General features: G+C 38.9%; 23 protein-coding genes. 9 read left to right on the forward strand and 14 right to left on the reverse strand.

Going from position 1 to position 25,046, the window contains the following annotated elements; all coding sequences use genetic code 11:
- Positions 1-9: 9 nt before the first annotated feature.
- Both IGJ95_RS07125 and IGJ95_RS07130 read right to left on the reverse strand, forming a co-directional pair.
- On the reverse strand, positions 10-684 hold the full coding sequence (locus IGJ95_RS07125; protein WP_438761643.1) for a DUF4956 domain-containing protein: 675 nt from the start codon (positions 682-684) through the stop codon (positions 10-12).
- Positions 674-1,399 carry a polyphosphate polymerase domain-containing protein gene (locus IGJ95_RS07130; protein ID WP_194179844.1) on the reverse strand — a complete coding sequence of 242 codons (726 nt, stop codon included), beginning with the start codon at positions 1,397-1,399 and terminating at the stop codon, positions 674-676. The genes IGJ95_RS07125 and IGJ95_RS07130 overlap by 11 nt, the downstream gene beginning before the upstream one ends.
- A gap of 141 nt (positions 1,400-1,540) precedes the next feature.
- On the opposite strand from IGJ95_RS07130, the gene IGJ95_RS07135 reads away from it, so the two are divergent.
- From IGJ95_RS07135 to IGJ95_RS07165, 7 genes are all read left to right on the forward strand, one after another.
- A complete protein-coding gene (locus tag IGJ95_RS07135; protein ID WP_010735458.1) occupies positions 1,541-2,215 on the forward strand; it encodes a response regulator transcription factor in 675 nt (224 codons plus the stop codon).
- Between the two features lie 4 nt (positions 2,216-2,219).
- Positions 2,220-3,530 carry a sensor histidine kinase gene (locus IGJ95_RS07140; RefSeq protein WP_153829831.1) on the forward strand — a complete coding sequence of 437 codons (1,311 nt, stop codon included), beginning with the start codon at positions 2,220-2,222 and terminating at the stop codon, positions 3,528-3,530.
- 247 nt (positions 3,531-3,777) lie between these two features.
- Positions 3,778-4,776: a tyrosine-type recombinase/integrase gene (locus IGJ95_RS07145; protein ID WP_153829830.1), complete on the forward strand. Its 999-nt coding sequence runs from the start codon at positions 3,778-3,780 to the stop codon at positions 4,774-4,776.
- A gap of 620 nt (positions 4,777-5,396) precedes the next feature.
- The gene (locus tag IGJ95_RS07150) at positions 5,397-6,926 is read left to right on the forward strand and encodes an AMP-binding protein (protein WP_153829829.1); all 1,530 of its coding nucleotides are present in this window, start codon (positions 5,397-5,399) and stop codon (positions 6,924-6,926) included.
- A 175-nt stretch (positions 6,927-7,101) separates the two neighbouring features.
- Positions 7,102-7,908: a bifunctional hydroxymethylpyrimidine kinase/phosphomethylpyrimidine kinase gene (locus IGJ95_RS07155; protein WP_023519672.1), complete on the forward strand. Its 807-nt coding sequence runs from the start codon at positions 7,102-7,104 to the stop codon at positions 7,906-7,908.
- On the forward strand, positions 7,898-8,395 hold the full coding sequence (locus IGJ95_RS07160; RefSeq protein WP_153829828.1) for an ECF transporter S component: 498 nt from the start codon (positions 7,898-7,900) through the stop codon (positions 8,393-8,395). The genes IGJ95_RS07155 and IGJ95_RS07160 overlap by 11 nt, the downstream gene beginning before the upstream one ends.
- A 16-nt stretch (positions 8,396-8,411) precedes the next feature.
- A complete protein-coding gene (locus IGJ95_RS07165; RefSeq protein WP_077151324.1) occupies positions 8,412-8,960 on the forward strand; it encodes a TIGR01440 family protein in 549 nt (182 codons plus the stop codon).
- Between the two features lie 64 nt (positions 8,961-9,024).
- Here the strand turns inward: IGJ95_RS07165 and IGJ95_RS07170 are convergent, their stop codons facing one another.
- The 12 genes from IGJ95_RS07170 to IGJ95_RS07225 all read right to left on the reverse strand — a co-directional run bounded on the left by IGJ95_RS07170 (position 9,025) and on the right by IGJ95_RS07225 (position 21,777).
- Entirely contained in the window at positions 9,025-10,665 is a 1,641-nt protein-coding gene (locus tag IGJ95_RS07170) for a glycoside hydrolase family 13 protein (RefSeq protein ID WP_194179843.1), read from the reverse strand.
- A 176-nt stretch (positions 10,666-10,841) separates the two neighbouring features.
- Positions 10,842-13,079 (reverse strand): AAA family ATPase, encoded by a 2,238-nt coding sequence (locus IGJ95_RS07175; protein WP_153829826.1) that lies wholly within the window; start codon positions 13,077-13,079, stop codon positions 10,842-10,844.
- Positions 13,080-13,101: 22 nt separating this feature from the next.
- On the reverse strand, positions 13,102-13,581 hold the full coding sequence (locus IGJ95_RS07180) for a DUF6530 family protein (protein ID WP_010735448.1): 480 nt from the start codon (positions 13,579-13,581) through the stop codon (positions 13,102-13,104).
- Positions 13,582-13,736: 155 nt separating this feature from the next.
- Positions 13,737-14,585: a DegV family protein gene (locus IGJ95_RS07185; protein ID WP_010735447.1), complete on the reverse strand. Its 849-nt coding sequence runs from the start codon at positions 14,583-14,585 to the stop codon at positions 13,737-13,739.
- 263 nt (positions 14,586-14,848) lie between these two features.
- Positions 14,849-16,441 (reverse strand): polysaccharide biosynthesis protein, encoded by a 1,593-nt coding sequence (locus IGJ95_RS07190; RefSeq protein WP_010735446.1) that lies wholly within the window; start codon positions 16,439-16,441, stop codon positions 14,849-14,851.
- A gap of 128 nt (positions 16,442-16,569) precedes the next feature.
- Entirely contained in the window at positions 16,570-16,887 is a 318-nt protein-coding gene (locus IGJ95_RS07195; protein WP_010735445.1) for an AzlD domain-containing protein, read from the reverse strand.
- Positions 16,880-17,659, reverse strand: a complete 780-nt coding sequence (locus IGJ95_RS07200) for an AzlC family ABC transporter permease (RefSeq protein ID WP_010735444.1) — start codon at positions 17,657-17,659, stop codon at positions 16,880-16,882. The genes IGJ95_RS07195 and IGJ95_RS07200 overlap by 8 nt, the downstream gene beginning before the upstream one ends.
- Positions 17,660-17,925: 266 nt before the next feature.
- Complete coding sequence (locus tag IGJ95_RS07205; protein WP_023519677.1) at positions 17,926-18,900, reverse strand: cation diffusion facilitator family transporter; 975 nt, start codon at positions 18,898-18,900, stop codon at positions 17,926-17,928.
- A 30-nt stretch (positions 18,901-18,930) separates the two neighbouring features.
- Positions 18,931-19,323 carry a DUF4430 domain-containing protein gene (locus tag IGJ95_RS07210; protein WP_153829825.1) on the reverse strand — a complete coding sequence of 131 codons (393 nt, stop codon included), beginning with the start codon at positions 19,321-19,323 and terminating at the stop codon, positions 18,931-18,933.
- A gap of 116 nt (positions 19,324-19,439) precedes the next feature.
- A complete protein-coding gene (locus IGJ95_RS07215; RefSeq protein ID WP_010735439.1) occupies positions 19,440-20,516 on the reverse strand; it encodes a hypothetical protein in 1,077 nt (358 codons plus the stop codon).
- Complete coding sequence (locus IGJ95_RS07220; RefSeq protein WP_010735438.1) at positions 20,516-21,394, reverse strand: hypothetical protein; 879 nt, start codon at positions 21,392-21,394, stop codon at positions 20,516-20,518. Before IGJ95_RS07220 ends, IGJ95_RS07215 begins: the two co-directional genes overlap by 1 nt.
- A 191-nt stretch (positions 21,395-21,585) precedes the next feature.
- Positions 21,586-21,777: a hypothetical protein gene (locus tag IGJ95_RS07225; RefSeq protein ID WP_010735437.1), complete on the reverse strand. Its 192-nt coding sequence runs from the start codon at positions 21,775-21,777 to the stop codon at positions 21,586-21,588.
- A gap of 159 nt (positions 21,778-21,936) precedes the next feature.
- Here IGJ95_RS07225 and IGJ95_RS07230 point away from each other — a divergent pair, with 159 nt between their 5' ends.
- Complete coding sequence (locus IGJ95_RS07230; protein ID WP_010735436.1) at positions 21,937-23,439, forward strand: DUF1846 domain-containing protein; 1,503 nt, start codon at positions 21,937-21,939, stop codon at positions 23,437-23,439.
- A 418-nt stretch (positions 23,440-23,857) separates the two neighbouring features.
- Positions 23,858-25,039: a NupC/NupG family nucleoside CNT transporter gene (locus IGJ95_RS07235; protein WP_096081545.1), complete on the forward strand. Its 1,182-nt coding sequence runs from the start codon at positions 23,858-23,860 to the stop codon at positions 25,037-25,039.
- Positions 25,040-25,046 lie beyond the last annotated feature (7 nt).

Genomic DNA, 25,046 nt, shown 5'->3' on the forward strand with positions numbered 1-25,046 from the left:
GTTCCTCCTTTATAATTCTTCACGATTCGTGGCTACTTTACCGAGTACGACTGGTAAATTACCATTGCGAACACGTATTTGATCAATGATTTCTTTTTCCTGCTGTTGATTTTTCAAGAGAAGAATATAGCGTAACTCGTACAAGCTCCCCATTGTCGTTGTTCGCACAGAACTGAGATGATGCGTATACGTATACTCCTCAAAAATATCGGTAAACAGTTCAGGGTAGTCCAAATCTTCTGGAATCGTTACCTTCAATTCTCGCTCGGCTACATTATTCTGATTGGCAAAAGGTGAAAGATAAAGCAGTAGTAAAAAGAGTGCGACGATAGCTGAGAATATCACCACGTATGTAACGTAGCCCATCCCTGTGGCAATCCCGATACCCATCGACCAAAAAATACTAGTGATTTCTCTTGAACCACCGGCAACCGAACGAAAGCGAATCAGACTGAAGGCACCGACGACCGCCAAGCCTGTTCCAAGATTGCCATTGACCAACATGATGACTGATTGAACTAGTATCGGCAAAACAGCGACGGTAACAACAAAACTTTTCGTATAGATGTTACGTTGCATATGGATAATTGCAACTAATAACCCTAAAACTAATGAAGTGGCGATACAAATCAATAATTCTTTAGGTTGAATGGTTGTCCCTGATTCGATTAAACTAGATAGCATGGTTCTTTCTCTCCTTTGTCTGAATGAATAAATGTCGCTGATACGTTTCTGCGTATTTTGAAAAGCTCCCTTTTCTTAGCTGATAATCGTTCAACAGCTCCACAAACCACAAGGGATACGCCCCTAGCGCTTTCACTTCCATCAGTATGCCAATCTCAGGAGTAACCAAAGTTTCTTTCCCTGTGATTGATAGATCCAAATTGGTACTGCGAAAACGGATGTTCTGATCAAACGTCACACGAAAATCTGGATCTGACGTGCCAAATAGTGAAATTCGTTCATAAATGATCATTGTTTTAGGCGACAAATCTGGATTTCTTTTGAACAACCAATTCACTTCCTGTGAGATTTGTTCGGCTTCATTCTTGAGAAAATATTTTTGATCAAGCCATTGCAGATACTCAGCATAAGTGAGTGGCATTCTTCTTTTATAGACAATTCCGTTGACCTTCTTTTTTATTTCTAGAAAGACCATTGATGTCTCCTGTGATATGCCATAGCTTCTTACTCTGAATTTTTCTTTGTATTTTGGTTTCGTCATAGAATTGGTAATGAAACGATCGTCTGGTGTATCAAAGTACAAGGATAAAATAGTATGCAGCCCATATTCGTCGATCTGCATCTGTTTTTTCAAGTCTTTTAAAAAAGAATGGAACTGTGCCGTTGGGATCAGATATTTTGTTTCTTTGCGTTGGAATACATTTTTTAATTTCATTTTTTTCCTCCTGTCGTATCAAGTGATGTCATCTATCATACAAAGGTTAGCTTAAACGGAACTTAATCCGAAATTTAAGTTTTGTTTATGCTAATCATGGTAAAATTAACTTATATGGTGAAAGCAATAGAGGTGGAATGTATGATTAAATTATTAGTGGTCGAAGATGATCACGTATTGTCGGATAATATCAAAGAGATCATTTCTGAAATCGGTGAAGTGACCCAAGTCTATGATGGCAGCGAAGGCTTATATGAATTGGAATCTGGTGTTTATGATCTAGCAGTTCTTGATTTGATGATCCCTGAAATGAATGGATATGAAGTATTAGCGCATCTTCGGAAAAAGAACATCTTGACGCCGGTACTGATCTTGACCGCAAAAGATGGTTTAGAAGACAAAATTGAAGGATTTGAACGTGGTGCGGATGACTATTTGACCAAACCATTTTATCGTGAAGAATTACTGATGCGGATCAAAGCATTATTGAAACGTTCACTCGGACTCTTCAGTGAACATACGTTGGAGTATCAAGGAATCATCTGTGATTTGCAACAAAATACCGTCGAATACAAGAAACAACTACTTCCGATTCAAGGAAAAGAATTTGAGTTGCTTGTTTATTTCTTGCAAAATAAAGGGATTATCTTGACGAAAGAGCAGATTTTCGACCGTATCTGGGGCTTTGATTCTGACACGACGATCACTGTCGTTGAAGTTTATATGAGCAATCTTAGAAAACATCTTCGAGAGACCGGCTTGGATAAAGAAATCAAAACGTTGCGTAATGTCGGCTACATCTTACAGGGAGAGTGAGGCGATGACAGACAGTATTTTCAATAAACAACGTACAAAACTTTTTGCAGCCAATGTGACCGCCTTTGCCTTGATTTTTCTTTTGCTTGGAGGAATCATTCTACATTTATTGAATCAGTCAGCCTATCGTGAGACCAACCTGATGTTGAAGAATGTCTCAATGAACTCGCGTATGGTGCAATTAGAAATCGAACGTTATCAACAGGGAAACCCTTTTTTCAACGCCCAGATCCCCCCACGTCAAACAGAGTCACTACCTGAAGGCGATCGTTTCAATACTCAAGTGATCTTGTGGTCTGCATCAGGTGAAGTCTTGAATAAAGAAACCATTGGTGGTCGTTTTAATCAAATCGAAGGGATCAAGCTGGATACGAGTCAGTTAGATAGGATCCAAGACATTGAGCTTGCACAAGCTGACCAAGGAACGCCCCTTTATTTTCGATCGATTACTAAAAAAGCAACAAATCAAGGAGAAGTTGCCTACGTCCAAGTATTAGAAAATACCAATCAAATCAACTCTTCTCTGCGAACATTCCAAACGATTTTGATCCTTTGTATGATTTTCTTTTGGCTAGGTTCCATTGGCGTCAGCTATTATTTGTCTAAGCTCAACATGCGTCCGATCTTAGCATCATGGCGCCGACAAAGAGAATTTGTGGAAAATGCTTCCCATGAATTGCGAACACCTTTAACAATCATCCAAAACAGTTTGGAACACCTCTTTACTAAACCAAATCATACGATCATCGAAGAATCTGAAAGTATTGCGCAAGCATTGTCTGAAACAAGACGCCTGACTGGCTTGACCTCTGATTTATTGACCTTAGCACGAAGCGATTCGAGTCAAGATACGCTTGCAAAGCAAGAACTACAAACAAAAGGATTTATCGCTGAATTGATCAAACCTTTCCAAGAGATGGCAACGATTGATCAAAAAGAATTTATAGTCGATAACCAAGCAGACATGAGTGTTTTAGTTGATCCGAAAAAAATCCATCAAGTATTAGTCATTTTGCTAGATAACGCACTCAAGTACACGAGTGAACACGACGAGATCATTGTCACATCAGCTAGCACCAATAAAGACTGGGTGATCCATGTCAAAAATACAGGTTCTGCGATCAGTGATGAAGACAAAAACCGGATTTTTGATCGCTTTTACCGTGAAGACCAAGCTAGATCAAAGGAAACGGGTGGCTATGGACTTGGCTTAGCAATCGCAAAACAATTGATCGAGCAACACAAGGGACAATTGACTGTGTCAGATCACTTGCCTGTAGGTGTGGATTTCAAGATCCAGTTACCCATCAAATAATCATTTAGTGACACGCGAAAAGACACTTTGAACCATAGCTGATGCTACGTCAGAGTGTCTTTTTTATTGATTTAGTTTTTAGTATTCAGTGAATGATTGTAGTAAAATAAGACGAGGATCACAAGTAACAGTTGCCCTTCATCGCTCCCCTATCAGGCTAATACATTTTGGGAGGCAGAAGCAATCTTTCCAGAAATACACTAGTTCCTGTTCCCATGACTTTAGATACGAAATGGAGGTTTTTTGCATGGATGTCAAAACAAGAAAACAGATACAAGAAAAGTTGAAACAACGAATGCTCCAGTTACCACCGATCTTCAATGAATTTTTGCAGGCGAACTCAAAAAAATTATCATTAGCTAGTCGCTATGAATATGCAAAAGATTTCCATTTATTTACAGATTACTTACGAAAAACGCATAAACAAGAAATAAATGATCAGTTGATCATCCAATTGGAAAAACAAGTCTATCTTAATTTTTTAAGTGAAGTTTACCTTCACACGCGAGCTTTTCATACAGCTGCTTCACAAGAAACACAACAGCAATTCAAAAATGGTTACTACGGGATCTCTCGTAAGCAATATGCTTTGAATCATTTTCTACGCTTTTTGTATGAAAAAGGCCTTGTTGAAAAAGAGATTTCCTTATTAGGGGATAGTTTACCAGAAACTACCTCTGCCGCTCCCCGTTACATCGACGCTTCTTTATTAAGTAATTTTGACTCGCTTTTCGTTCCTGAAAAAGGTTTTAATTCTCCACGGGAAGCACTTTTTGAACAAAAAAATCGTGCAAGAAATCTGGCAATCGTGGCTGTTCTCCTCTATTGTGGCTTGAAAATCCATGAAGTCGTTGAATTAAAATGGAAAAATATAGATATGAAGAAACAGATTCTGGTTGTAGATCGGAAAGCGAATCGTTTGGAGCGAGTACCTATTCCAAATGAAGCCCTTCCGATACTTGCGAATTATGCCAACCAACATAAAAATGGTGCATCTGGAGAATCCTATGTTTTCCGCTCTTCACACGATGAACAAATCTCGCCTCGCACGATTCGCCAAATCCTTGATCGGATCACGGTGTACAAAAACGTTTCACCGGAATTGTGTCGGAAAACTTTCCGTTACTATACTGAATTATACTTAGGCGACAAAGATGCAGTGAATTATCTCTGTGGCAATCGCTATGTACGTCCACACTCATTTGAAGAAATCTACGAGAAAATGCGTGACTTCTCCTATCGTTGAATCGTTCAATGATCTATGAAATCATCGCATAGAAAGTTCGCTACATCGCTCTGTTTCTTCACTTTCTATGCGATCTATTTCTTGTTGAAGAATTTATTAACTGACAAGTATCCTCACTTAAAGTTTTTAAAAACGATCAAGTTGCTTTTGTCTTCTTTCTTGAAATAAGGTTATCGTAACTGTTCATTTTACATTGACTGATTCTTGCTTAGCATTTTGTTCAGAATTTTTATTGCGCTTATTCTCAAATGTACCGACTGCTTTACGATGTTCTTCGATTTACATTTTTTCATTCCTTTTCAATACAGCTGATTAATTCAAATAGTATATCTATTATTTTCGTTTATCTTATTAAAAAAATAACTGATTATAAGTACATTTTTTTGAAAAAAACAAAAAAATGATTGATAAATCCTTTATAAAAAGCGAGTGGTCAAGCATTTTCTCAAAAAAACCTTACGTCACCTCATATGGATATTGTGCATTTTTCATCCAATCTGCCCTCTCAATCCAAAAGATAACTTTACATCTAGGTTTTTCTGTTATTTAGATTGTGGATATGCTATCATATTTTAAGACTTTGTACATTTATTAACAAATTTATTTATGGAGCGTGAAAGATGGAAACAATCGACTATACCCCACTTAATCTTTATACGAATTTTCAAGAAGCTGCTGAACGCACACCTGATGTCCCAATGATTTTTGATCAGATATTAGTGGCTTTTCCGGAGCTTGGTTTTAAAAGCACTTACAGCGAATGTCATGAATTAGTAGTAACACGTGCCTACCAACTGGCTAGTTTAGGTGTGACACTTGGTGACAAGATCATGATCTACAAAAGCTCTGCTTTTGATACCTACTTGATGGCCGTTGCTGCCTCTTATCTAGGTGCAATTCCTGTCATGCCTTCCTACCATTTACCAACAAGTACTTTAGAAGTATTTGTTGATCGTTTGGAAGATCCTTTTATCTTATTTGACGAAGTTACAAGTGAACGCGTTGCAGGTATCACTAACGGCACGAAGAGCAAACAATTGGCTGTCGCTGATTTGCTCAAACAACCCGCAACTCCTGTGGCACAAAAGAAATTAGATAATGATGAAATCTCTTATATGACTCACACTTCAGGCACGACCGGCATTCCTAAATTGATTTGCCACTCTGCACATTCAATGGGCTGGCGGACAAAGTGGCAAAAAATGGTATTTACTAAGATCACCGAGAAGAAATTAGTCGCTTTTCATATTTCGCCGGTTCATTCACGATTCAACATCGGCATCTCTTCTCTTATGGCAATGGGCTTTCCGATGATGCCAATCGCAGATCCTCAAGGTGAACATGTGGTAAAACTGTTATTAGAGAATCCGCCAATTGCTTTAGAGACACATCCAAATAACTTTGTTCAGTGGAGTTTCACTGCTAGAGAGCATCCAGAAGCTTTTTCAGGTATTCGCTACTACCACTCTACATTTGATGCCATCAACAATCAGACAATGGAAGTATTCCTTCAAACGTCAGCAACAAAAGAAGCAATCTTTTTGCAAGTCTACGGACAAAGTGAATGTGGACCGATGATTTTGAAAGCTCATACTTTGGAGAGCTTAAAAACAAGTGACGCACGTGATATGGGTGTCGGGTTAGGTGACTTGACCAAAGCAAGGATCACTGATGAAGAAGGCAATGAACTACCGGCGAACACAGATGGTCACATCCACTTGTTATCAAAAGGCCGTGCATTGACTTATTATAAAGAAGATGCTCGATTTCAAGAAAATGTGTATGGTGTTTGGTGGGATAGCGGCGATTATGGTTGTATCGATGAAAATGGCCATCTACATCTGAAAGATCGTCAAGTTGACTTGATCGATACGATCAATAGTACATTAGCGATCGAAGATTATTTGTTGGATTCATTGGAATTTTTAGCTGAAGTCGTCATCGTTCGTGATAAAGATAATTCACCACAACCAATCATTGCTTTAGCGCCGAATCAAGAGATGGATTGGGATCGTTGGTGGAACCAAGTCCATGAATTGCCACGTTTGAACACACCGATCATTCGTGCTTACGAAGATATTCCAAGAACAGCAACCATGAAAGTCCAACGGTTACAAATTGAAAAGGAATTTAAAGAAGCAAATCAATAATTATCTCCTCCAATAGTCCAGACAAGTACTTTTCCTGTAGTTAGGAAAGTGCTTGTTTTTTTGTATATAGATTTCTTTTCTTTTTTCTATATAAAGTGGCTGACTTGATAATCTGCCAATTGGCTGTTTTTCTTTTTATTCGAACAAGGTATACTCTTTTTGTGGAGGGATAAAAGTGAAAAAAATAGTAACGATTGGAGGATCTGATCCGTTTGCTGGTGGCGGCATACAGTCCGATTTAAAGACATTTGAAAACCATCATATTTTTGGGATGAGTGCATTGACCTGTATCGGAATGCTTGACTCAGATGGTTCGTTTATATTAGAGACGATCCCGCCTGAATGGTTAGCCAAGCAGCTAGATTCGATTCGACGTATGACAGATTTAGATGGCATAAAAATTGGCTTATTACATTCATTGGAAGCCATTGACGTTGTGAAGGATTTCCTTACATATTTTGAGGATGTTCCCATTGTGATCGATCCTGTGTTTGCCTTTAAGGAAACAGCAAATACCTTGAATCAAGCTTATATGCAAAAAATGATACAGGAGTTATTTCCTTTTGCGGATGTATTGACCCCGAATTTGAAAGAAGCCTCCCTGCTTTATGGCCAACCCGTTCAAACTTTTCTCCAAATGACCGATTGTGCAAAATATATCCATTCACTAGGTGCTAGGAACGTAGTGATCAAAGGTGGTACTGGGATTATCGGTAACAAAGCATTGGATGTTTTATTCAACGGAAATGAAACAATCTCATTTAGACGGGAAAAGTTAGATGAACAGACTGTCAACGGTGCAGGATGTACATTTGCTTCCGCGATTGCCGCAAATCTGGTCTTAGATTATCCTTTGGCGGATGCTGTTGCCCGGAGTAAGGATTTTGTTTATGACTGTATCTTGAATGGTGTCATGATGAATGATCAAACAGGAAGTGTTTGGTCAAAAGGAAAAGGAGTGGAAATAACGAATGAATACTAAAAAAATTGCGATTTATGCCATGCTGATGGCTTTAACTGTGGGGGTTTCTTTGGTCATCTTGATTCCAATACCTGGAACCAACGGATTTGTCACCTTATGTGAAGTTGGCATTTATACGGCAGCTGCTCTGTTCGGGCCGATGGGTGGATTGATTGTTGGTGCAGGAAGTGGTTTGTTTATTGATTTATTATCCGGCTATCCCCAATGGGCGATTTTCTCTTTATTGATCCATGGCTTACAAGGACTGGTTGCTGGCTATTTTGCGGGTAAAGGTTCTGTGCGTTGGGGCTTTGGTTTATCACTTGGAACGATCATCATGGTTGCTGGCTACTTCTTTGCCAGTTGGTTGCTTTATGACTGGCCAGTCGGTGTCGCATCGCTACCAAGTAATTTGGTCCAAAACATTGTCGGTATCGTGGTGGCGATCCCACTTACAAAGGCATTGATGCGTTTACCTCTGCAACAATCAACGGTAAAAAATAAGTAAAAAGGATGAATTGAAAATGGAAGTATCAAAAGACAGTTTCAAACAGCAATTATCTGAAATGGTTTCGGACGTTCTCAATGAAGCCAATCTTAAAGCAGGCGATCTATTCGTTGTAGGATGCAGTACCAGTGAAATTGTTGGTGGACATATTGGTAAAAACTCAAATGCAGAAATCGGACAATGGGTCATCGAAACATTGAAAGAACAATTAGACCCTCTGGACATTTCGTTAGCAGTCCAAGGCTGCGAACACCTTAATCGAGCATTAGTCGTCGAACGTCCAGTAGCGGAAAAGAAACAATTTGAGATCGTCTCTGTCATTCCGGCACTCCATGCAGGAGGTGCCTGCTCAGTTGCAGCATTTGAACAATTCAGCGATCCTGTCGAAGTGGAACATGTCGTTGCTCAAGCAGGAATCGACATCGGTGATACTGCGATCGGGATGCACATCAAACATGTTCAAGTGCCTGTACGTCCTCGTTCTAACACATTGGGTCATGCACATGTCACTGCTTTACGGTCTCGTCCTAAATACATTGGCGGACCTCGCGCGCAATACGAATAAGAAAAAACTACGAACGAATAAGAGAATTGTTCCCTTTCTTACGTTCGTAGTTTTTTCATGTGAGCTAAATTTTTCGATAAAGGCGCGCTTCATAAGGGGCGAATGTACCACTTGATTGAAATTCTTGACCGGGTTGATTTTCCAATAATACTTCCCAATTTGTTTCGATTTCCGTTGGTAAGGTATAAGTCGCTGCTTCATCAGTCAAGTTGACGATGATCAGATAACGTTCTTCATCTAGGACTCGTTCGTATACAAAGAGCTGTTCATTTTCAGGAAGATATTCATTGAAACTACCATAAATCAACCCTTTGTTTTCTCGACGTAGGGTAATCATTTTTTTGTAAAAAGATAAAATCGATTCTGGGTCATTGGTTTGATCAGCGACGTTGATCATTTGATAATTCGGATTGACCAGTAACCAAGGGGCAACCTTAGAAAAACCAGCATACGAATGATCATCCCATTGCATCGGTGTACGACTATTATCTCTTGTGGTATTGGCTACGATATCCAATGCTTCTTCTTCAGAACGTCCTTCATCAAGCAATTGTTGATAGAGTCTTTTCGAATCCACTGCATCGATCTCATCAATAGAGGAAAATGGTAGATTCGTCATACCGATTTCTTGTCCTTGATAAATAAATGGCGTACCTTGTAAAAAGAAATACATCATGGCGATTGCTTTTGCAGAAACTTGCCAATACGCAGGAGACGTATCTCCAAAGACAGACACACATCTTGGCACGTCATGGTTTTCCATATAAAGAGCATTCCAACCTTTACCATCCAGTGCTCGTTGCCAAGCGCTCAATGATTGTTTCAAACTCAATACATCTAGATCACCGTCTTTTTCATGTTTCCAGATCGAAATATGGTCAAACTCAAAAATCATATCAAAATAGCCATTTTCGCCTACCCACTCAGGTCCTTCGTTTGCAGATACCCCACTTGCTTCTCCTACCGTCATAATATCGTATTCATCAAAGACATTTTTTAATTCTGTCAAATGATCTTCAATACCGGAGACATTTTGAAAAGGAGAAAATGGGTTCTCAGTTGCCTTGACGGAGTATTCATCTTTTTTTACATGAGAAATGGCATCTAAGCGGAAACCATCGATCCCTTTATCTAACCACCAGCGGATCATCGTGAAGAGTTCAGCTTTTAACTTGTCACTTTCCCAGTTCAAGTCAGGTTGTTCTTTTGCAAAAATGTGTAAGTAGTATTGACCAGTTTGTTCATCGTATTGCCAAGCTGAACCGCCAAAGATCGACTGCCATTCATTTGGGGCTTGATCAGGTGTGCCATCGATCCAAATGTAGTAATCACGGTAAGGGTTATCGACTGACTGGCGAGATTCAATAAACCATTCATGCTGATCAGAACTATGATTGATGACGAGATCCATGATGATCTTTATCCCCATCTGATGGGCTTCAGCTAATAAGGCATCAAACTCATCCATTGTACCAAACTTCTCAAGGATTGCTTGATAATCGCTGATATCATAGCCGTTATCGACAAATGGTGACTGATAAATAGGGTTGATCCAAATAAAGTCGATCCCTAACTCTTTCAAATAGCTAAGTTTTTCGCGAATGCCGTTGATATCACCGATACCGTCGTTGTCGCTATCTTTAAAGCTCGCTGGGTAGATTTGATACCCAACTGCTTCTTTCCACCACTTTTCTGACTGCTTCATGCTTATCCCCCTTTTTTCTTTATTATAGCTCAATTTCAAACGGTTACATATTTGTTACCGTTAACTTTTTTCATGCTTACATCAGTTGGAGTAGTGCTTATCATAAATGAAAGAACTCAAAAAAGCGAACATCAAAGACCATGAGTGACGCATCATCTTTGATATTCGCTTAATATTTATAAATAACGAGAAATCAATTGGATCAATTGTTTAGGAAATGTCGATAAATCGGTAATATCGACGAAGCGACTTGCGCCATAGATTTCTTTGATTTCTTCCTTATCTTGTCCAATTGCCGCAGAAATAAAGACGATACCTTGGCGTTCATATTCGGTCAAGACTTCTTGGATATCTTTTTTTGCTTTAGCGCCTGTATAATCAGGTAACGCTTTTGGTTGGCCATCACTGATGTTGACGATCAGTTTGGTTGTCGCAGGTTGTTCTGTCAGCTTTCCAGCGATCAGACGCAACACTGCACCATCACGATTATTTTGTCTTGGCTTCATAGTCACTAATTTCTGTTCCAACCACTCAAATGAATCTGAAAATTCTTTGTACGAAAAGACAGATGTCTTTTCTCTTGTCGAAACATCTGCTGTATCCCCGTAGATCAATAAAGGAATACGTACTTTTTTAGCAAATGCGGAAATAGCAAATGCGGCTTTTTTTGCAGCTAACATGCGGTCTTCACGAACCATCGAACCAGATTCATCGATTCGTAGAGCCACTGCCAAAGAAGGTTGTTCGTGAGGGGGATTTTTTTTATCAAATTGCCGTAAATCACCATAAGCTACTCGACTAGCATTAAAACGTTGGCCTTCGTACTTTCCTTTTTGATAAGTTTCGCTTTGTTCATTTTCCAAAAGATCAAGGATTTGCCGACTCAATGAATCCACGATCGGATCGATTTCTTGTCGGATAGTCGCTACTTCAGGATTTATGACAGCAAACTTAGGGCGATGAACGATCATTCCTTCTTTTTCATGGATCGTACCTTTCATCAGCTGCCGCGCTTCTTTATTGAGTTCACGCTTGAGTTGCTTGTCTAAGGCTTCCATATCTGAAGCTGACATCTCTTGGGATTCATCATCTGCTTGGTTTTGTTGTTGACTTCGTCCTTCGACTTCCTGGCTCCGCTCTTCCGATAAAGGTAACGTGTCTATCGGGGTTTCTTCTTTCGCCGCTGCTTCCTTTGTCTGCTCTTCTGGTAACACTTCCTCTTTTTCTGAGGGTTGTTCAGCAAGGGATGTTGTTTCTTCTGCCAACTGATCGATTTGACGTTCTATCGCTTCTTCTGCACGAATTGTCCGTCCTTTGGTTCGTGGGGATTCGTCTGATAAGTCCCCCCATTTCTTTTGTCGAAGCAATTCTCTGAGTTCATCTAAAAGCCCACTATCAGTTAGTGCAGTCGTCAAAATGTGTAATTCATCTGGATCAGTCGTCAGTTTATATAAGACTTTAGGATAGAGCGATACGAAAATGTCTTGATTTTGTTTCATTGTATTGACCCAATAAAAATAAGAACGCATACCTGCCACACCTTTGATAGCATTTGCTTTGGCAGTTTCATCTAACAAACGGATCACTTCTGCCATTTTCAAAAAAAGTGTCGGCTCTTTGACTTGTGTCTTGCTGATAGCGCGTTCCACCATGACTGAAAGCTCTGGCAGGTCCATTTTCTCAGCATGTTGCATACGATCTCGAAGCGATTCATTCAACGGTCGGTTTCCTTGGTAGTTGCGATTGGTTGTAATGATGATGATACAATCAGGGTGGCGTTTGATCACACCAGTAGGTAAGTTCAACAAACCGTTCGTTTCTAAGGCAGAGTTCAAGGCAACAAGAACCGAAGCATCACGTATCACCGTTGGTTCTTGGATTTCTAAAAGATAACCCTTTTCGATCGCACGAACGATTTCTGACGGATAGTATTTGTAGTGGATCGTACTTTCTTCGTTGTTTTCGATTCGTTGCACGAGATCGGCTAATTTCTGTTTGGCTGTTTGTTGATCGACGGAGTAATATTGTTCGATCAACGTCAATACCGCAGATAATGTATCCGTTTGATAAATAGCGGTCAATAACTCTTGATCCTCTTCTTGGTCTGAATCAATGACAGGTAGTAACGCACCAAAGACATCTGATTTATCCATATCAGCAAAGCATGTTACTTTCGTATAAGGTAACTGCAGATCACAGGATAATGCTTTGGCTAATTGCGTTTTCCCAGAACCTGCATCTCCTTCCAATAGCACATTGCTGATTTTCATTTCCGGATCTAGCCAGTTTGCTTTGATTTCAGTTGCAATACGCAGCTCTTCAGCACTTGTTTGATGACTTGTCGGTTTTTTCCAGATCATTTGTTTTTCGATCGGCGTAAACGTTCGTTGATCGGTGAGTGAAAAGTTTTCCATGATTAAACACTTCCTTATAACATTAATACCCTAGATCATCTAATAGACGTTTCAAGATACGAAAACGTTCACCAAGTAATTCGCCATCTTTTTGTAAAGCATCGTAGTATAACATGATATCTTCATCGATTTTAGGGTTTTTCGTGTCCACTTCCACCGTCATCCGGTTTCCTTGCAAACCGATGATATCAACGACAGGATTTTCAGGGTCGTAAAATTTTTCATGGCGGTAAGCATCTTGGAAGTATACACTTCCTTGCGCCACTAAGATCGCTAAGTCAAGGATACGAGTGATCGGTAATTCTTCCGATTGACGTGACCACTTTTCACCTGTATGACGCCACACTTTTCCTGAGATATCGACTTTGCCTCGATCATTCCACTGAGCTAATCCTAAAGACAGTCCTTTTGCATCTGTATGCAAGGCATTTCTGCCATCAACTTTATCATAATCTTCAACGACGATCACTGGTTTATGTTTCAAATTTGTTGGTATTTCCATCCTTCTCTACTCCTTTTTAGTAATTTAGTGATTTAGTAAATTACTAGATAATTAAAGATAGTATAAATTAATTAGGGTAGAAATGCAAAAAAACAGTCCAAGCAAGTCATTGCTCAAACTGTTTCTTTTCTTTGTGTTTTTGCTTTCTGCCCTATTTATTGTGCAGAGATCGCAATACCGATCGCTTTTTCACCCAAGTGACTACCGATCACTGGACCAAAATGGCCGATCTCGATTTCTGCTTGTGGGTATTGTTTTTGAAGTTTTGCTTTTTCTTCTTCGGCAACTTCTAAATTGTTTGCATGGATCACATATAATTTTACTGGTGGCTTAATTTCTTCATTTCGTTTGCCAATGATTTGCTCTGCACGGGCAAAAGCTTTTTTACTTGAACGGATCTTCTCGAATAAGATGATCTTACCTTCTGAAAAAGTAAGGATCGGTTTGATTTTCAATAGTCCCCCGATCAGCGCAGCCCCATTAGTCAAGCGACCTCCGCGGACTAAGTTGTTCAAGTCATCAACGATCAAATAGGCGTATGTATTGTCTCTAATTCGATCGATGTGAGCTAAAATGGCTTCAAGTGAATAACCTTTATCATTCAAGTCTAAAGCAGATTCGACCATATGCCCCATTGGCATACTGGTGATTTTCGAATCATAAGGAATAATCGTCATCTCTTTGACGTCGTCTTTCATCGCGAATAATGTATTGACGAATCCAGAAATCCCACTTGATAAGTGTATGCTTAAGATCGTATCATAGCCTTTGGTTTTCAGTTCTTCATATAGTGCCAAAACTTCACCTACAGCAGGTTGGGAAGTTGTTGGAAAATCTTTACTGTTTTTCAATAGTCCGTAATATTCGTCTGCTTCGATGTCAATGCCTTCGTTATAAATTTTTCCATCCAAGATCACAGGAATAGGAATCACATATAAATCAGGATGGTTTTTGATACGTGTTGGCAGGAAAGCTGTACTGTCAGTTACGATTGCTAATTTCATTTATTTAAGTTCCTCGTTTCAAAGAATTTTACCAGTCCTTAATACTATATCATAAGTAAGAAAAGATTTGAACCTTTGTCCAGATTATAGAAAAAGCAACCCATGTTTTTTATTAAAATCTAAGGTTTTTATCACTTTCATTATTTATTAGAATGAATAAAAGCCAGGACTAGAAAATTTTTCTCAAGTCCTGACTTATTATCCGAAATTAGCTTGCACTCTTAGTTAGCTATAGAACCACTGGTGCTTGCCAAAGCATCCCCTTATCGTCTGAAATTCTTGACCATCTGCATGGCGTTTCTACCAAACTGGGCAAAGGCAAACGTCAAGCCACCGACACCGCCAATCACCACACAATAAATGACTGCATGCGTTTTTGATGTCATGGATAGGGAAAGACTCAAAACGAAGAAAAGAATGCAGCACAGAAGCAACATGGCCATTGTCGAACGAAACGTCTTCAAGAAGAAATGACTGATCTTTGCGAATGGCGAGATGCGGTATTCTTTTGATAAATAAAGATATCCACGAACAAACACAAAAGCAAAAGCCACTGTATTAGATAAACTCATTCCGTATCCGCCAAATAAAGCTAACCCAATCGCTTGGAATACGACTTTTAAAATAATGGCTTCTGTTGTCAGTTTGATAGCAACCAAATGATGATTCAATGATTGGAGCATCGTCGATAAAATCGTAAACAACGAGAAGAACAAGGAAGCTAGAAGCGCCATTTGGAAGTACCCGACACTCTCTGGATCATAGCCAAAAAACAAGGTGTATAATGGTCCTGCTAATAAGGACATCCCTGCTAACGAAGGCAAAAGGATCAATAAAGCAATCGAGAAGCTGTCCCCGACTGTTTTTTCAATCTGTAGTCGGTCTTTTTTTCCTAATGTACTCAGGATCGGCAGACTACTGATTGCGACCGTTCCGACCATTGAAATCAAGATCAGTGTCAATTTGTTCGGATTGACTGATGCACGACTAAACAAAAATTCGAGTTGCTGGTCTGCAATTTCTGGTCTGAACAAATGTAAGAATGGTTTCATCGTCACCTGATCGATCATTTGTACAATCGTGATCACCGAACCAACATAGATGAACGGTAAGGTTTCTCGAATGATCGAAACAGACGCAGAACGATTGTCTTTTTGGAAATAGCGACTTGAGATCCAGAAATCTTTTAAACGGAAATAATCGTTTTGCCGTCCAATAACAAACATATGACCAATAGCTGCTAGTCCACCGAAGAAAGAAGCAACAGTACTGATCAATACCGCTTGCACAATCGTGCCATCTGTCAACACACGCAAATAATACGTACCAGCTAAGATCACGATTACACGGACTACCTGTTCAATGATCAAGGAAGTACCGTAAGGGCGAAGATGATTTTTCCCTTGGAAGTAACCTCGCATCGCACTTAATACTGGGATCGCTACTAAGGAAGGACAGAGACTACGAATCGCCAAAATACCGTTATCGACATTCGAGATCGGACTGATTTTTGCCAAAGCGGGAGCAAACAAATACATCAATAAAGCAGATATGATCCCGATAACGAACATGATATTGATCGTACTGCGAAAAATGACCCGACAAGCTTGTTCATCCCCTTTTTTCGTCGCCACCGCCACTTTTTTTGCTATCGCATTTGGAAACCCGACTGTACCTAACATCAGGAAAAGGCCATATGGTAAATAGCCCACATTATAAAGGGTAGTTGCTAACATGCCATCTTGATTGTTCCCCATCATACTTAACCAAGGAATCAAATAAACGACACCTAAAACTTTACAAAGTAGATTGGCAAAGGTAAGCCAAAATGTCCCTTGCATCAATTTCTTATTCATATGTCAACCTCATCTATCTCTATTAGAATAAACATCTTCCCTATTATAACAAAAAAAACTTGGAGGACAACTCGTTGAGGAAAACAAAAAAATAAGCTTCCCAATTTTTTGGAGAAGCTTAAGAAATTCTATAACATTGATAATAAAAACAAAGAAGCAAGTCCTGTAATGACAGACAAAGCCATTGAGCGGGTTTTATAAGCAACACCTGCGACAAATAGCATCGCAACGATTTTGATGTTCCACGCAATATCTAAATGTTCATGCGTGATAAAAACATCTTTGAAGGCCAACGCTGCAAACAAAGCAACTGGTACATATTTCATCCATTCGCTAAACCATTTAGGCACTTTTCGATGTGTAAAATAAAGCATAGGAAAAACTCGTGGAATGTAGGCAACGACAAATAAGCTGATCACCAATAACAACAAGTACCACTCAGTCATGATGTTGCACCTCCTGTTCTGGGAAATGGAACAATGGCTCATTCAAAGGTTGGGTCTCTTTGCTGGATTTCTTTTCTTTTTCCTTCTTGAAGGCTCTTTCTAATACAAAACCTGCTGAAGAAGCAATCAATGTTGCAACGATCAAACCGAAAGTGTTTTGGAAAAGTACCATGAATATGACACTGAGTATCCCAGAAAAGATCCCTGTGAAGATGAGTAAAGCATTTTTCATTTGCATGATGAACATAAAAATAAACATAGCAGTTAAGGCAAAATGCACCAAATCCGTATCCACTCGGATCACTGATCCAAAAATATTTCCGACCATGTTGCTAATCGCCCAAGCCCCCATTGAAAACCAATTGACATATAAAGCTTTTCGCTTGTCCCAAGTGGGATCAGTAGAATACTTCAAATAGTTGACGGCATAATTTTCGTCATTCAATGATTGAGAGAACACAGCTAAAAAGAATCGCTTTTCTTTCTTCATAAAGCCTGAAAGACTCGACCCTAGCAAAATATACCGTAGTTCTAAGAAAAAAACCATCAAAAGTGTAGTTGAAAATGGCGCTTGTGTGGCTAACATAGAGGCAACTAAGAATTGTGCGCCACCAGAAAATACTAAGATAGATAATAGACCAGCTAAGAGTGGATCAAAGCCAACTTGCTGCAGTAATACTCCGCAAGCTAACCCAACTGGGATATAACTAAGGCAAAGTGGCAACGAAGCATGTAGCGAATCCTGCCAAGGCGCCCGTTTCTGTTTATTCATTAACGATATCTCCTTCAATTTACAACAAATAAATAGCGGACTAATTGTAACATAAATAAATAAAAATGTAGCCGTTTTATCGTTAAACAACATGATATTTTTCTCATTTTCAAAGGAGAACGATTAAAAAAAATAAAAATCATCGAAAAAGATAAGATGAAATTCATTTTCCTCCTACCTTTCAGATGATTTTACACTATAAATAAACGAGTTATTTTTTTGACATCAAACTTTTTTATAAGTAAAAAATAACACTAGTTTCTAAATTATTTCTCGACGTTCTCTATCATATTTTCTTGTGTTTTCTTTATTTGCGAATAATTTGGATCATATTTATCTGTTTCAATGTAAATATAGATTTTTTTATCCTTTAATTGTTCACGGATCGTCCGTTCAATATCATTGATGATCATGTGTACTTGATATTCTTTACTCTCAAATAGATCGATTTTTGCCGCAACTAAAATCTCTGTCGGACTTAAATGCACAGTTTTGATATCAATGACGCGATTCACTTCATTTCGCTCAAAAGCAAATTTGATCTTTTTCAAATCTGTTGTAGTCACGCTCTCGCCAATAATCAAACTATAAAATTCTTTTGCCAGAAAGATAGCAGCACCCATCAATAGAAAGCCGATCAATAGTCCACTGATGGCATCAAAAGCTGCAATCCCTGTCACCATAGTCAATCCGGTGCCGACTAAAGCAAGAACAAGACCAATTACAGCACAGAGATCTTCGGTGAAGATCACGAGGATCTCACTGTGGCGACTTTCGCGTAAAAAGCGCATGATTGAAAGGTTTTCAGTGTTCAATTCGCGGATTTCTTTCATCGCGATTCGTAATGAACTCCCTTCTACAGCTAGACCAAATAATAGAATCAGGATGACGATCCAAGGATTACCAACTTCGTGGGCGGGATGGGTAAGTTTTTCAAAAGCTTCCATCACACCTAGCGCGCCCCCACCAAAAAACAACATCATGGCAACAATCGTACTGAAAAAATACTTTGCTCGTCCTTCGCCAAATTGATGTAATTCGCTTTGACCACGATTCGCACGTTTGTCACCGACTAGTAGTAATACTTGATTGCTACAGTCAACGATACTATGGATACTTTCATTCAACATAGCGGCACTGCCACTGATGGCATAACCGACAAATTTACTAAACGCAACTAAGAGGTTGGCACCTAACGCTGCCAATACAGAAAACATTCCGCTCTTCTTCAAATTCTCCATTGCTTTTTCTTCCCTTCATTCTTAACAACATCAAAGAGTATCTAAATTAAAGATGACGGTTTGATTATTTTTTAATATAGTTTCTTTTGCGCCTACTTTTGTATTTTTACCATCCACACTGAACATCCAATATTTTTTCTCTTCGGTATTTTGGCTCTGACCATTGATCGAGGTGATAAATCCTTTGTCTTCTTCCACACTAAAGTTTTGTTCCAACACGTCCAGTAAATTTTCTCCTGTATGGAACGTCACTTTTTTTACTAAGGTATCAACCCCATCTTCTTGCAAGGTGATAGTTGCTGTTTCATTCGTCACCATGGATGACGGTTTTGGGTCAGCTTTTTTTGTCTCTTGATTTGTACAACCGGTAAAGAAAAGCAACATCGAACAGACAATGAGTAAACTGGTTCCTATCCTTTTCATTTTACTCCTCCTAAGTATAAAAAAAGCCAAGGAGAAACCCGATTCCTTGGCTCTTTTTTCATCAATCATCTGAATGGATCATTCTGAAGCATATAAGGCATGATTGCTCTTTTTCATCAATTTTTGCGGACCATCAAAGGTACTAAAAATTCATAATTGATAAAGAAATCGATCACTGAACGATGATAGTCACCAGAAGAAATCGCTAGATCTGTCTGTGTTGTGTCTTTAAGAGAAATTTGGAGCGACTGACCTTTATCCAGCAACACCTTATAAGTCGTGTCATCCAATTTTTCCATATCATACTGCGGATTTTTCATTGTGACAATAAAAATATCATCTAATACTTCTTGCGTAGCTGGAAACTTACTTGAAATATCTAATCTTAGTGGCTTCGTATTGTCCAACAAGGTTTGATCCACCGTAAAACCTAATTTACGTGCATAAGCAAATAATTGATTCAACTTGTGATTGAAAATCGTGATCTGACTAGCCGAAAACACGCGTTCAACAGACCAATGACGAATCAATGCTAACACTCGGTCATCATCGATCTCGATCGTCATTTGTTCTGGGGATACTCGCATCAAATTGATGGATTCTACTTGGTATCGTTGGTCGATCGTTGGTAACACAAAGGAGAACAACAATTCTTTTTGTGGGGTCAAACTATAATTGATTGAAAAATATCTTGTTTCCCATACATCATATGCTTGTTTGGATAACTCCAAGCCAATATCATTCAATGGTTTTAATATCTCGTAGGCAAAGTATTCGATCAAACTTGTCTTAGCAATGGCAGAAATCGGTGTATCTTCTAACACATAGCGATGATATGCGACCAATAACTCATTGAAATCCGCTTCGATCAAATATTTACGTAATCGTAAATCGGCCAACTCTTCTTCTGCGGCTGCAATCAAGTCAACGATGTCTTCGTGATCATTTTGTTTACCAGAAAGATATGCTTGGTTTTCATTGACCGCTTGCTCGATCGTTGAACGTTCATTATCTGTTTGATTCGTCGAGTTTGGGACGACTTTTTCTTTTTCGTGGATTTTGGCTTCTTCGCGAATTTCTTCTACTTCATTCGCCAACTCTTTGTCGATGCTGGATGCTTCTTCTACTGGGTCAGTCGTTCCATGATTTTCAGCTGTTACTTCTTGTAGGTCTAAATCTTCTTGTTTTGTCATCACTCGTCTCCTCCCTCTTCTACTATTTCAGGGTTTTCACTGCCAAGGTACGACATCAAGAAACGATGGATCGACTGTCTGAAACCTTCCATGTCACCAAAATATTTTTTGATTTGACGTTGTTCTTTTTCAACGATCGCAGCGCGTAGCTGGTCCGCTTTTTCTTCATGTAATAAGGTTTGCTTTTGTTTTTGGATTTTTTCTGGTTCTTCGATATAAGGCAACCAACCTAATTTTTCATTTTCAAGTGCTTGTTTCTTTTGTTCTAACGCTTGGATTTCTTCGTCTATTTTTTTACGATTCAAGAAACCTTTCGTATCATCTAAGTCAGTGATTTGCTGATCGATCTCTTTGATGGCCTCTTCTAAACGCTCGATCTCTGTTTTTGCAGTGATCACTTTTGCCTCTAACTCATTGATTTTTTTATCAAAATCATGGGTTTGTTGCGTCGCATAGTTCTCCCATTCTTCATCGATTTGCGGTAATACAAAGATTTCAGGTAAGCTGGCATCGATCCCAATCGTTGCTCGTTCATGAAAATAGGTGCCGATCTGGTAATAACTCATCGTCGGAGAGATGGTCTCTGTATGTTTCATAAAGGGAAATTCTTGCAAGAAACGGTCATGGATCTTCCGCATCAACAGCTGATCGATCTCATGATTTTCATTTGAGCTTTTTTTAAGCTCATCGTTCAAGCGTCCATTGTATAACTGATAGATTGCGGGAATATTCTCCTCGCGGACAGCTTGTTCAAAAGCTTGCAGATCTTCTAATAATTGTGAAAGATTCATACTTGCTTTTTCTTTGATATCGTAAAACGAAGATGCTTCCTCTTGTTCGTTTTCATCATAATGTTCGTTCGTCTGTGGGTCTATCATCTTACTGGCCTCCTCTTGCTTTTGAACGCATCAATTTTCCATCAATTATTCTATGTAATCCAATAGTATCATTTTCTAAGAAAAAAGTGTTACTAAGTATGCGCTGACTTAGAACAAAAATTACTTTTACTTGTATTAATTGAAAGTTAGAGAACATAAAAGAGCGGGTCAGCGATTCCCCGCTCTTAGCTTTATTTTTTGGGTAAATCTCTTGTTGTAAAATGGATGCGTTGGTTTTCATCTCGTGTAAGTAATGTTTCTTCATTTAAGTAAGAGAACTTTAATTCATTTAGTTCACTATCTTCTAGCATATGCTCATATCCTGTAAAAATTGAGCGTATATACTGTTTGTACGCGTTTTTCTTTTTTTGTCTTTTTTTCATAGGACACCTTCCTTATCAAACCTATCATACCAATGAATGCCTTCTGAGACAAGCATGTTTCTTTTGTTTTTTCTTTGAAATTTCTTTATATACTTAATTGATAGTTGACGAAACCTTCAAAAAATGAAAAAATGCGAGAGTAGCTAAGGAGGGAAACAAGTGAAAAAAATAGGTTTTGACTCAGAAAAGTATATCGAAGAGCAATCTGCGTATATCCTTGAACGCGTTCATCATTATGATAAGTTGTATCTGGAATTTGGTGGGAAATTAGTCGATGATAAGCATGCCAAACGTGTCTTACCAGGATTTGAAGAAGATGCTAAAATCAAATTATTGCAAAAGTTGCGTGACCAAGCGGAGATTTTGATTTGTGTGTATGCTGGTGACATCGAGCGGAATAAGATTCGTGGTGATTATGGGATCACATATGATATGGATATCTTGCGCTTGATCGATGAATTACGAGGATATGGATTATCGATCAATAGTGTAGTGATCACCCGGTATAACGGACAACCAGCAACTAAAGTATTTATCAATAAATTGGAGCGTCGGAATATCAAAGTCTATAAACACGCTGAAATCGAGGATTATCCGATCAATGTCGAAAAAATCGTTTCAGAGGATGGTTTCGGCAAGAACGAATACATCGAAACAACGAAACCAATCGTTGTCGTGACAGCTCCTGGTCCAGGTAGTGGGAAATTAGCTACCTGCTTGAACCAACTGTATCACGAGAGCCAAAAAGGCAATGCAGCAGGTTACTCTAAATTTGAGACTTTCCCTGTTTGGAATGTTCCATTGAAACATCCCTTGAACATTGCTTATGAAGCAGCAACAGTCGATTTGAAAGATGTCAATATGATCGATTCTTTTCATTTTGATGCCTATAATAAGGTGGCAGTCAACTACAATCGTGATGTAGAGACTTTCCCAGTCATTAAACGGATCATCGAAAAAATCACTGGTAAGGAATCGGTCTACCAGTCTCCTACTGATATGGGCGTCAACCGCGTAGGCTTCGGTATCACGGATGATGAAGTCGTACAGGAAGCCTCGAAACAAGAGATCATCAGACGCTATTTCCAAACGGCTTGTGACTTTAAAAAAGGTTTGACAGATGAAGATGCCGTCAATCGTATCAAATTGATCATGGAGGAAGTCGGTTTACGTCCAGAAGACCGTAAAGTCGTGACCCCTGCTCATGAGTATGCAAAAACTAGTCAAGCGGCAAGTACTGAACCGATGGCAGTGATCGCGATCGAACTTCCTGATCAAGTGATCCTTACAGGTCGGACAAGTCAATTAATGGATGCTTCGGCTGCTGTTGTCTTGAATGCGATCAAATATCTCGCCCATATCTCTGATGATATTCCGTTGTTATCGCCTCTTGTCTTGGAAACGATCCAAGGACTTAAAAGCAAGGCATTGCACTCTTCGATCGATACACTCAATCTCAATGAGGTGTTGATTGCTTTATCAATCAGTGCAGTGACTAATCCAATAGCACAAGTTGCTTATGAAAAATTAGCAGAACTTGAAGGTGCGCAAGCACATTCAACTGTGATGATCAATAAGAATGATGAACAAAACCTGAAACAATTAGGTATCGACATCACTAGTGCGCCTGTTTACCCTTCAGAAAACTTGTATTATCAATAAATAATTCTTCGATGATGGCTAAAATAGAAAAATAGAAGTTACCTCGATAAATAAGGTGGTATCCATGAAAATTGCTCAAATTTTTGTGGGTACCCTTTGTTTTTTGGAGAAGCAGCTTCTGTGTCAGACTTTCCTGTTTTAAAAATAAATAAAGTAAAGTTGTTGCTCGTCTAACAAGTCCTGATAATATTCATCTACCTTCGTCTACCAAGTAATATACGTATATGCCACAACCGCTAGATAAATCAACAATTTAGGTTTCCCAAAGTGACTTCTATTCATTAAAAGACATCTATCTTTCCGTTCTCTTACATGTATACGCTTTAGTCTAAAAATCTCATGAAATTTCTCTCAAAAGATTCGTATTCTTTAAAAATAACATGTAGAATTAAACGGAATTTGGTAAGGAGTGATTTTTTTGAGTCAGTTTATTGGAATAATAGGTTTACTTTTGATTTTTGGGTTGGCGGTTTTGATCAGTAGCGATCGAAAAGCCATCAAACGCAAACCATTGATCATCATGCTCGTTTTGCAATTTGCGTTTGGGTTTGTTTTACTGCGTACGACTTTTGGTACAGCGGTTGTTGCGATGCTAGCCAAGCTATTTGATCACTTATTGGCATTTGCCGGTGAAGGTGTCAATTTCGTCTTTGGGGGTGTAGCAAACGTTGGAAGTGCCCCATTCTTCTTGAATGTGTTGATGCCAATCGTCTTTATTTCTGCAATTATTGGGATTTTGCGTTACATCAAGATTCTTCCTTTATTTATGAAAGCAGTCGGTTTAGGATTGAGTAAAATCAACGGAATGGGAAAATTAGAATCTTATAATGGTGTTGCTTCAGCGATTTTAGGTCAATCAGAAGTTTTTATCTCCATCAAAAAGGAACTGCCTTTCTTAACCGAAAAGCGTCTGTTCTCGATGAGTGTTTCCGCAATGTCCACGGTTTCGATGTCCATCGTTGGTTCCTATATGGCATTGATTGATTCAAAATACGTGATCACTGCTTTAGTTTTGAATCTTTTTGGTGGATATATTCTTGCCTCGATCGTCAATCCTTATGAGTTAGACGAAAAAGAAGATGAATTAGTGATTGAAGAAGACAAAGAACAAACATTTTTCCAAATGTTAGGCGAATATATTTTAGATGGTTTCCATGTCGCAATCACAGTGGCTGCAATGTTGATCGGTTTTGTTGCTTTGATTGCTATGATCAATGCCTTGTTCAGCGGGATTTTTGGGATTACATTCCAACAGATTTTAGGGTATATTTTTGCGCCATTTGCATTTATCAGTGGGATTCCTTGGAAAGAAGCGGTTGATGCCGGTAGTATCATGGCAACAAAACTTGTGACAAATGAGTTTGTAGCAATGACTGAATTATCGACTGGAACTTTTGAATTTACAGAACGTACCACCGCTATCTTATCAGTCTTCTTAGTATCATTTGCGAACTTCTCTTCAATTGGGATCATTTCAGGGGCAATGAAAGGGTTGAATGAAGAAAAAGGTAATCTTGTAGCAAAACATGGATTGAAAATTTTGTTCACCGCTTCATTAGTCAGCTTTTTAAGCGCAATTGTTACCGGAATACTGTTGTAAAGCTATC

The sequence above is a fragment of the Enterococcus sp. AZ156 genome (genome assembly GCF_051714165.1).
GTDB lineage: Bacteria > Bacillota > Bacilli > Lactobacillales > Enterococcaceae > Enterococcus_B > Enterococcus_B pernyi.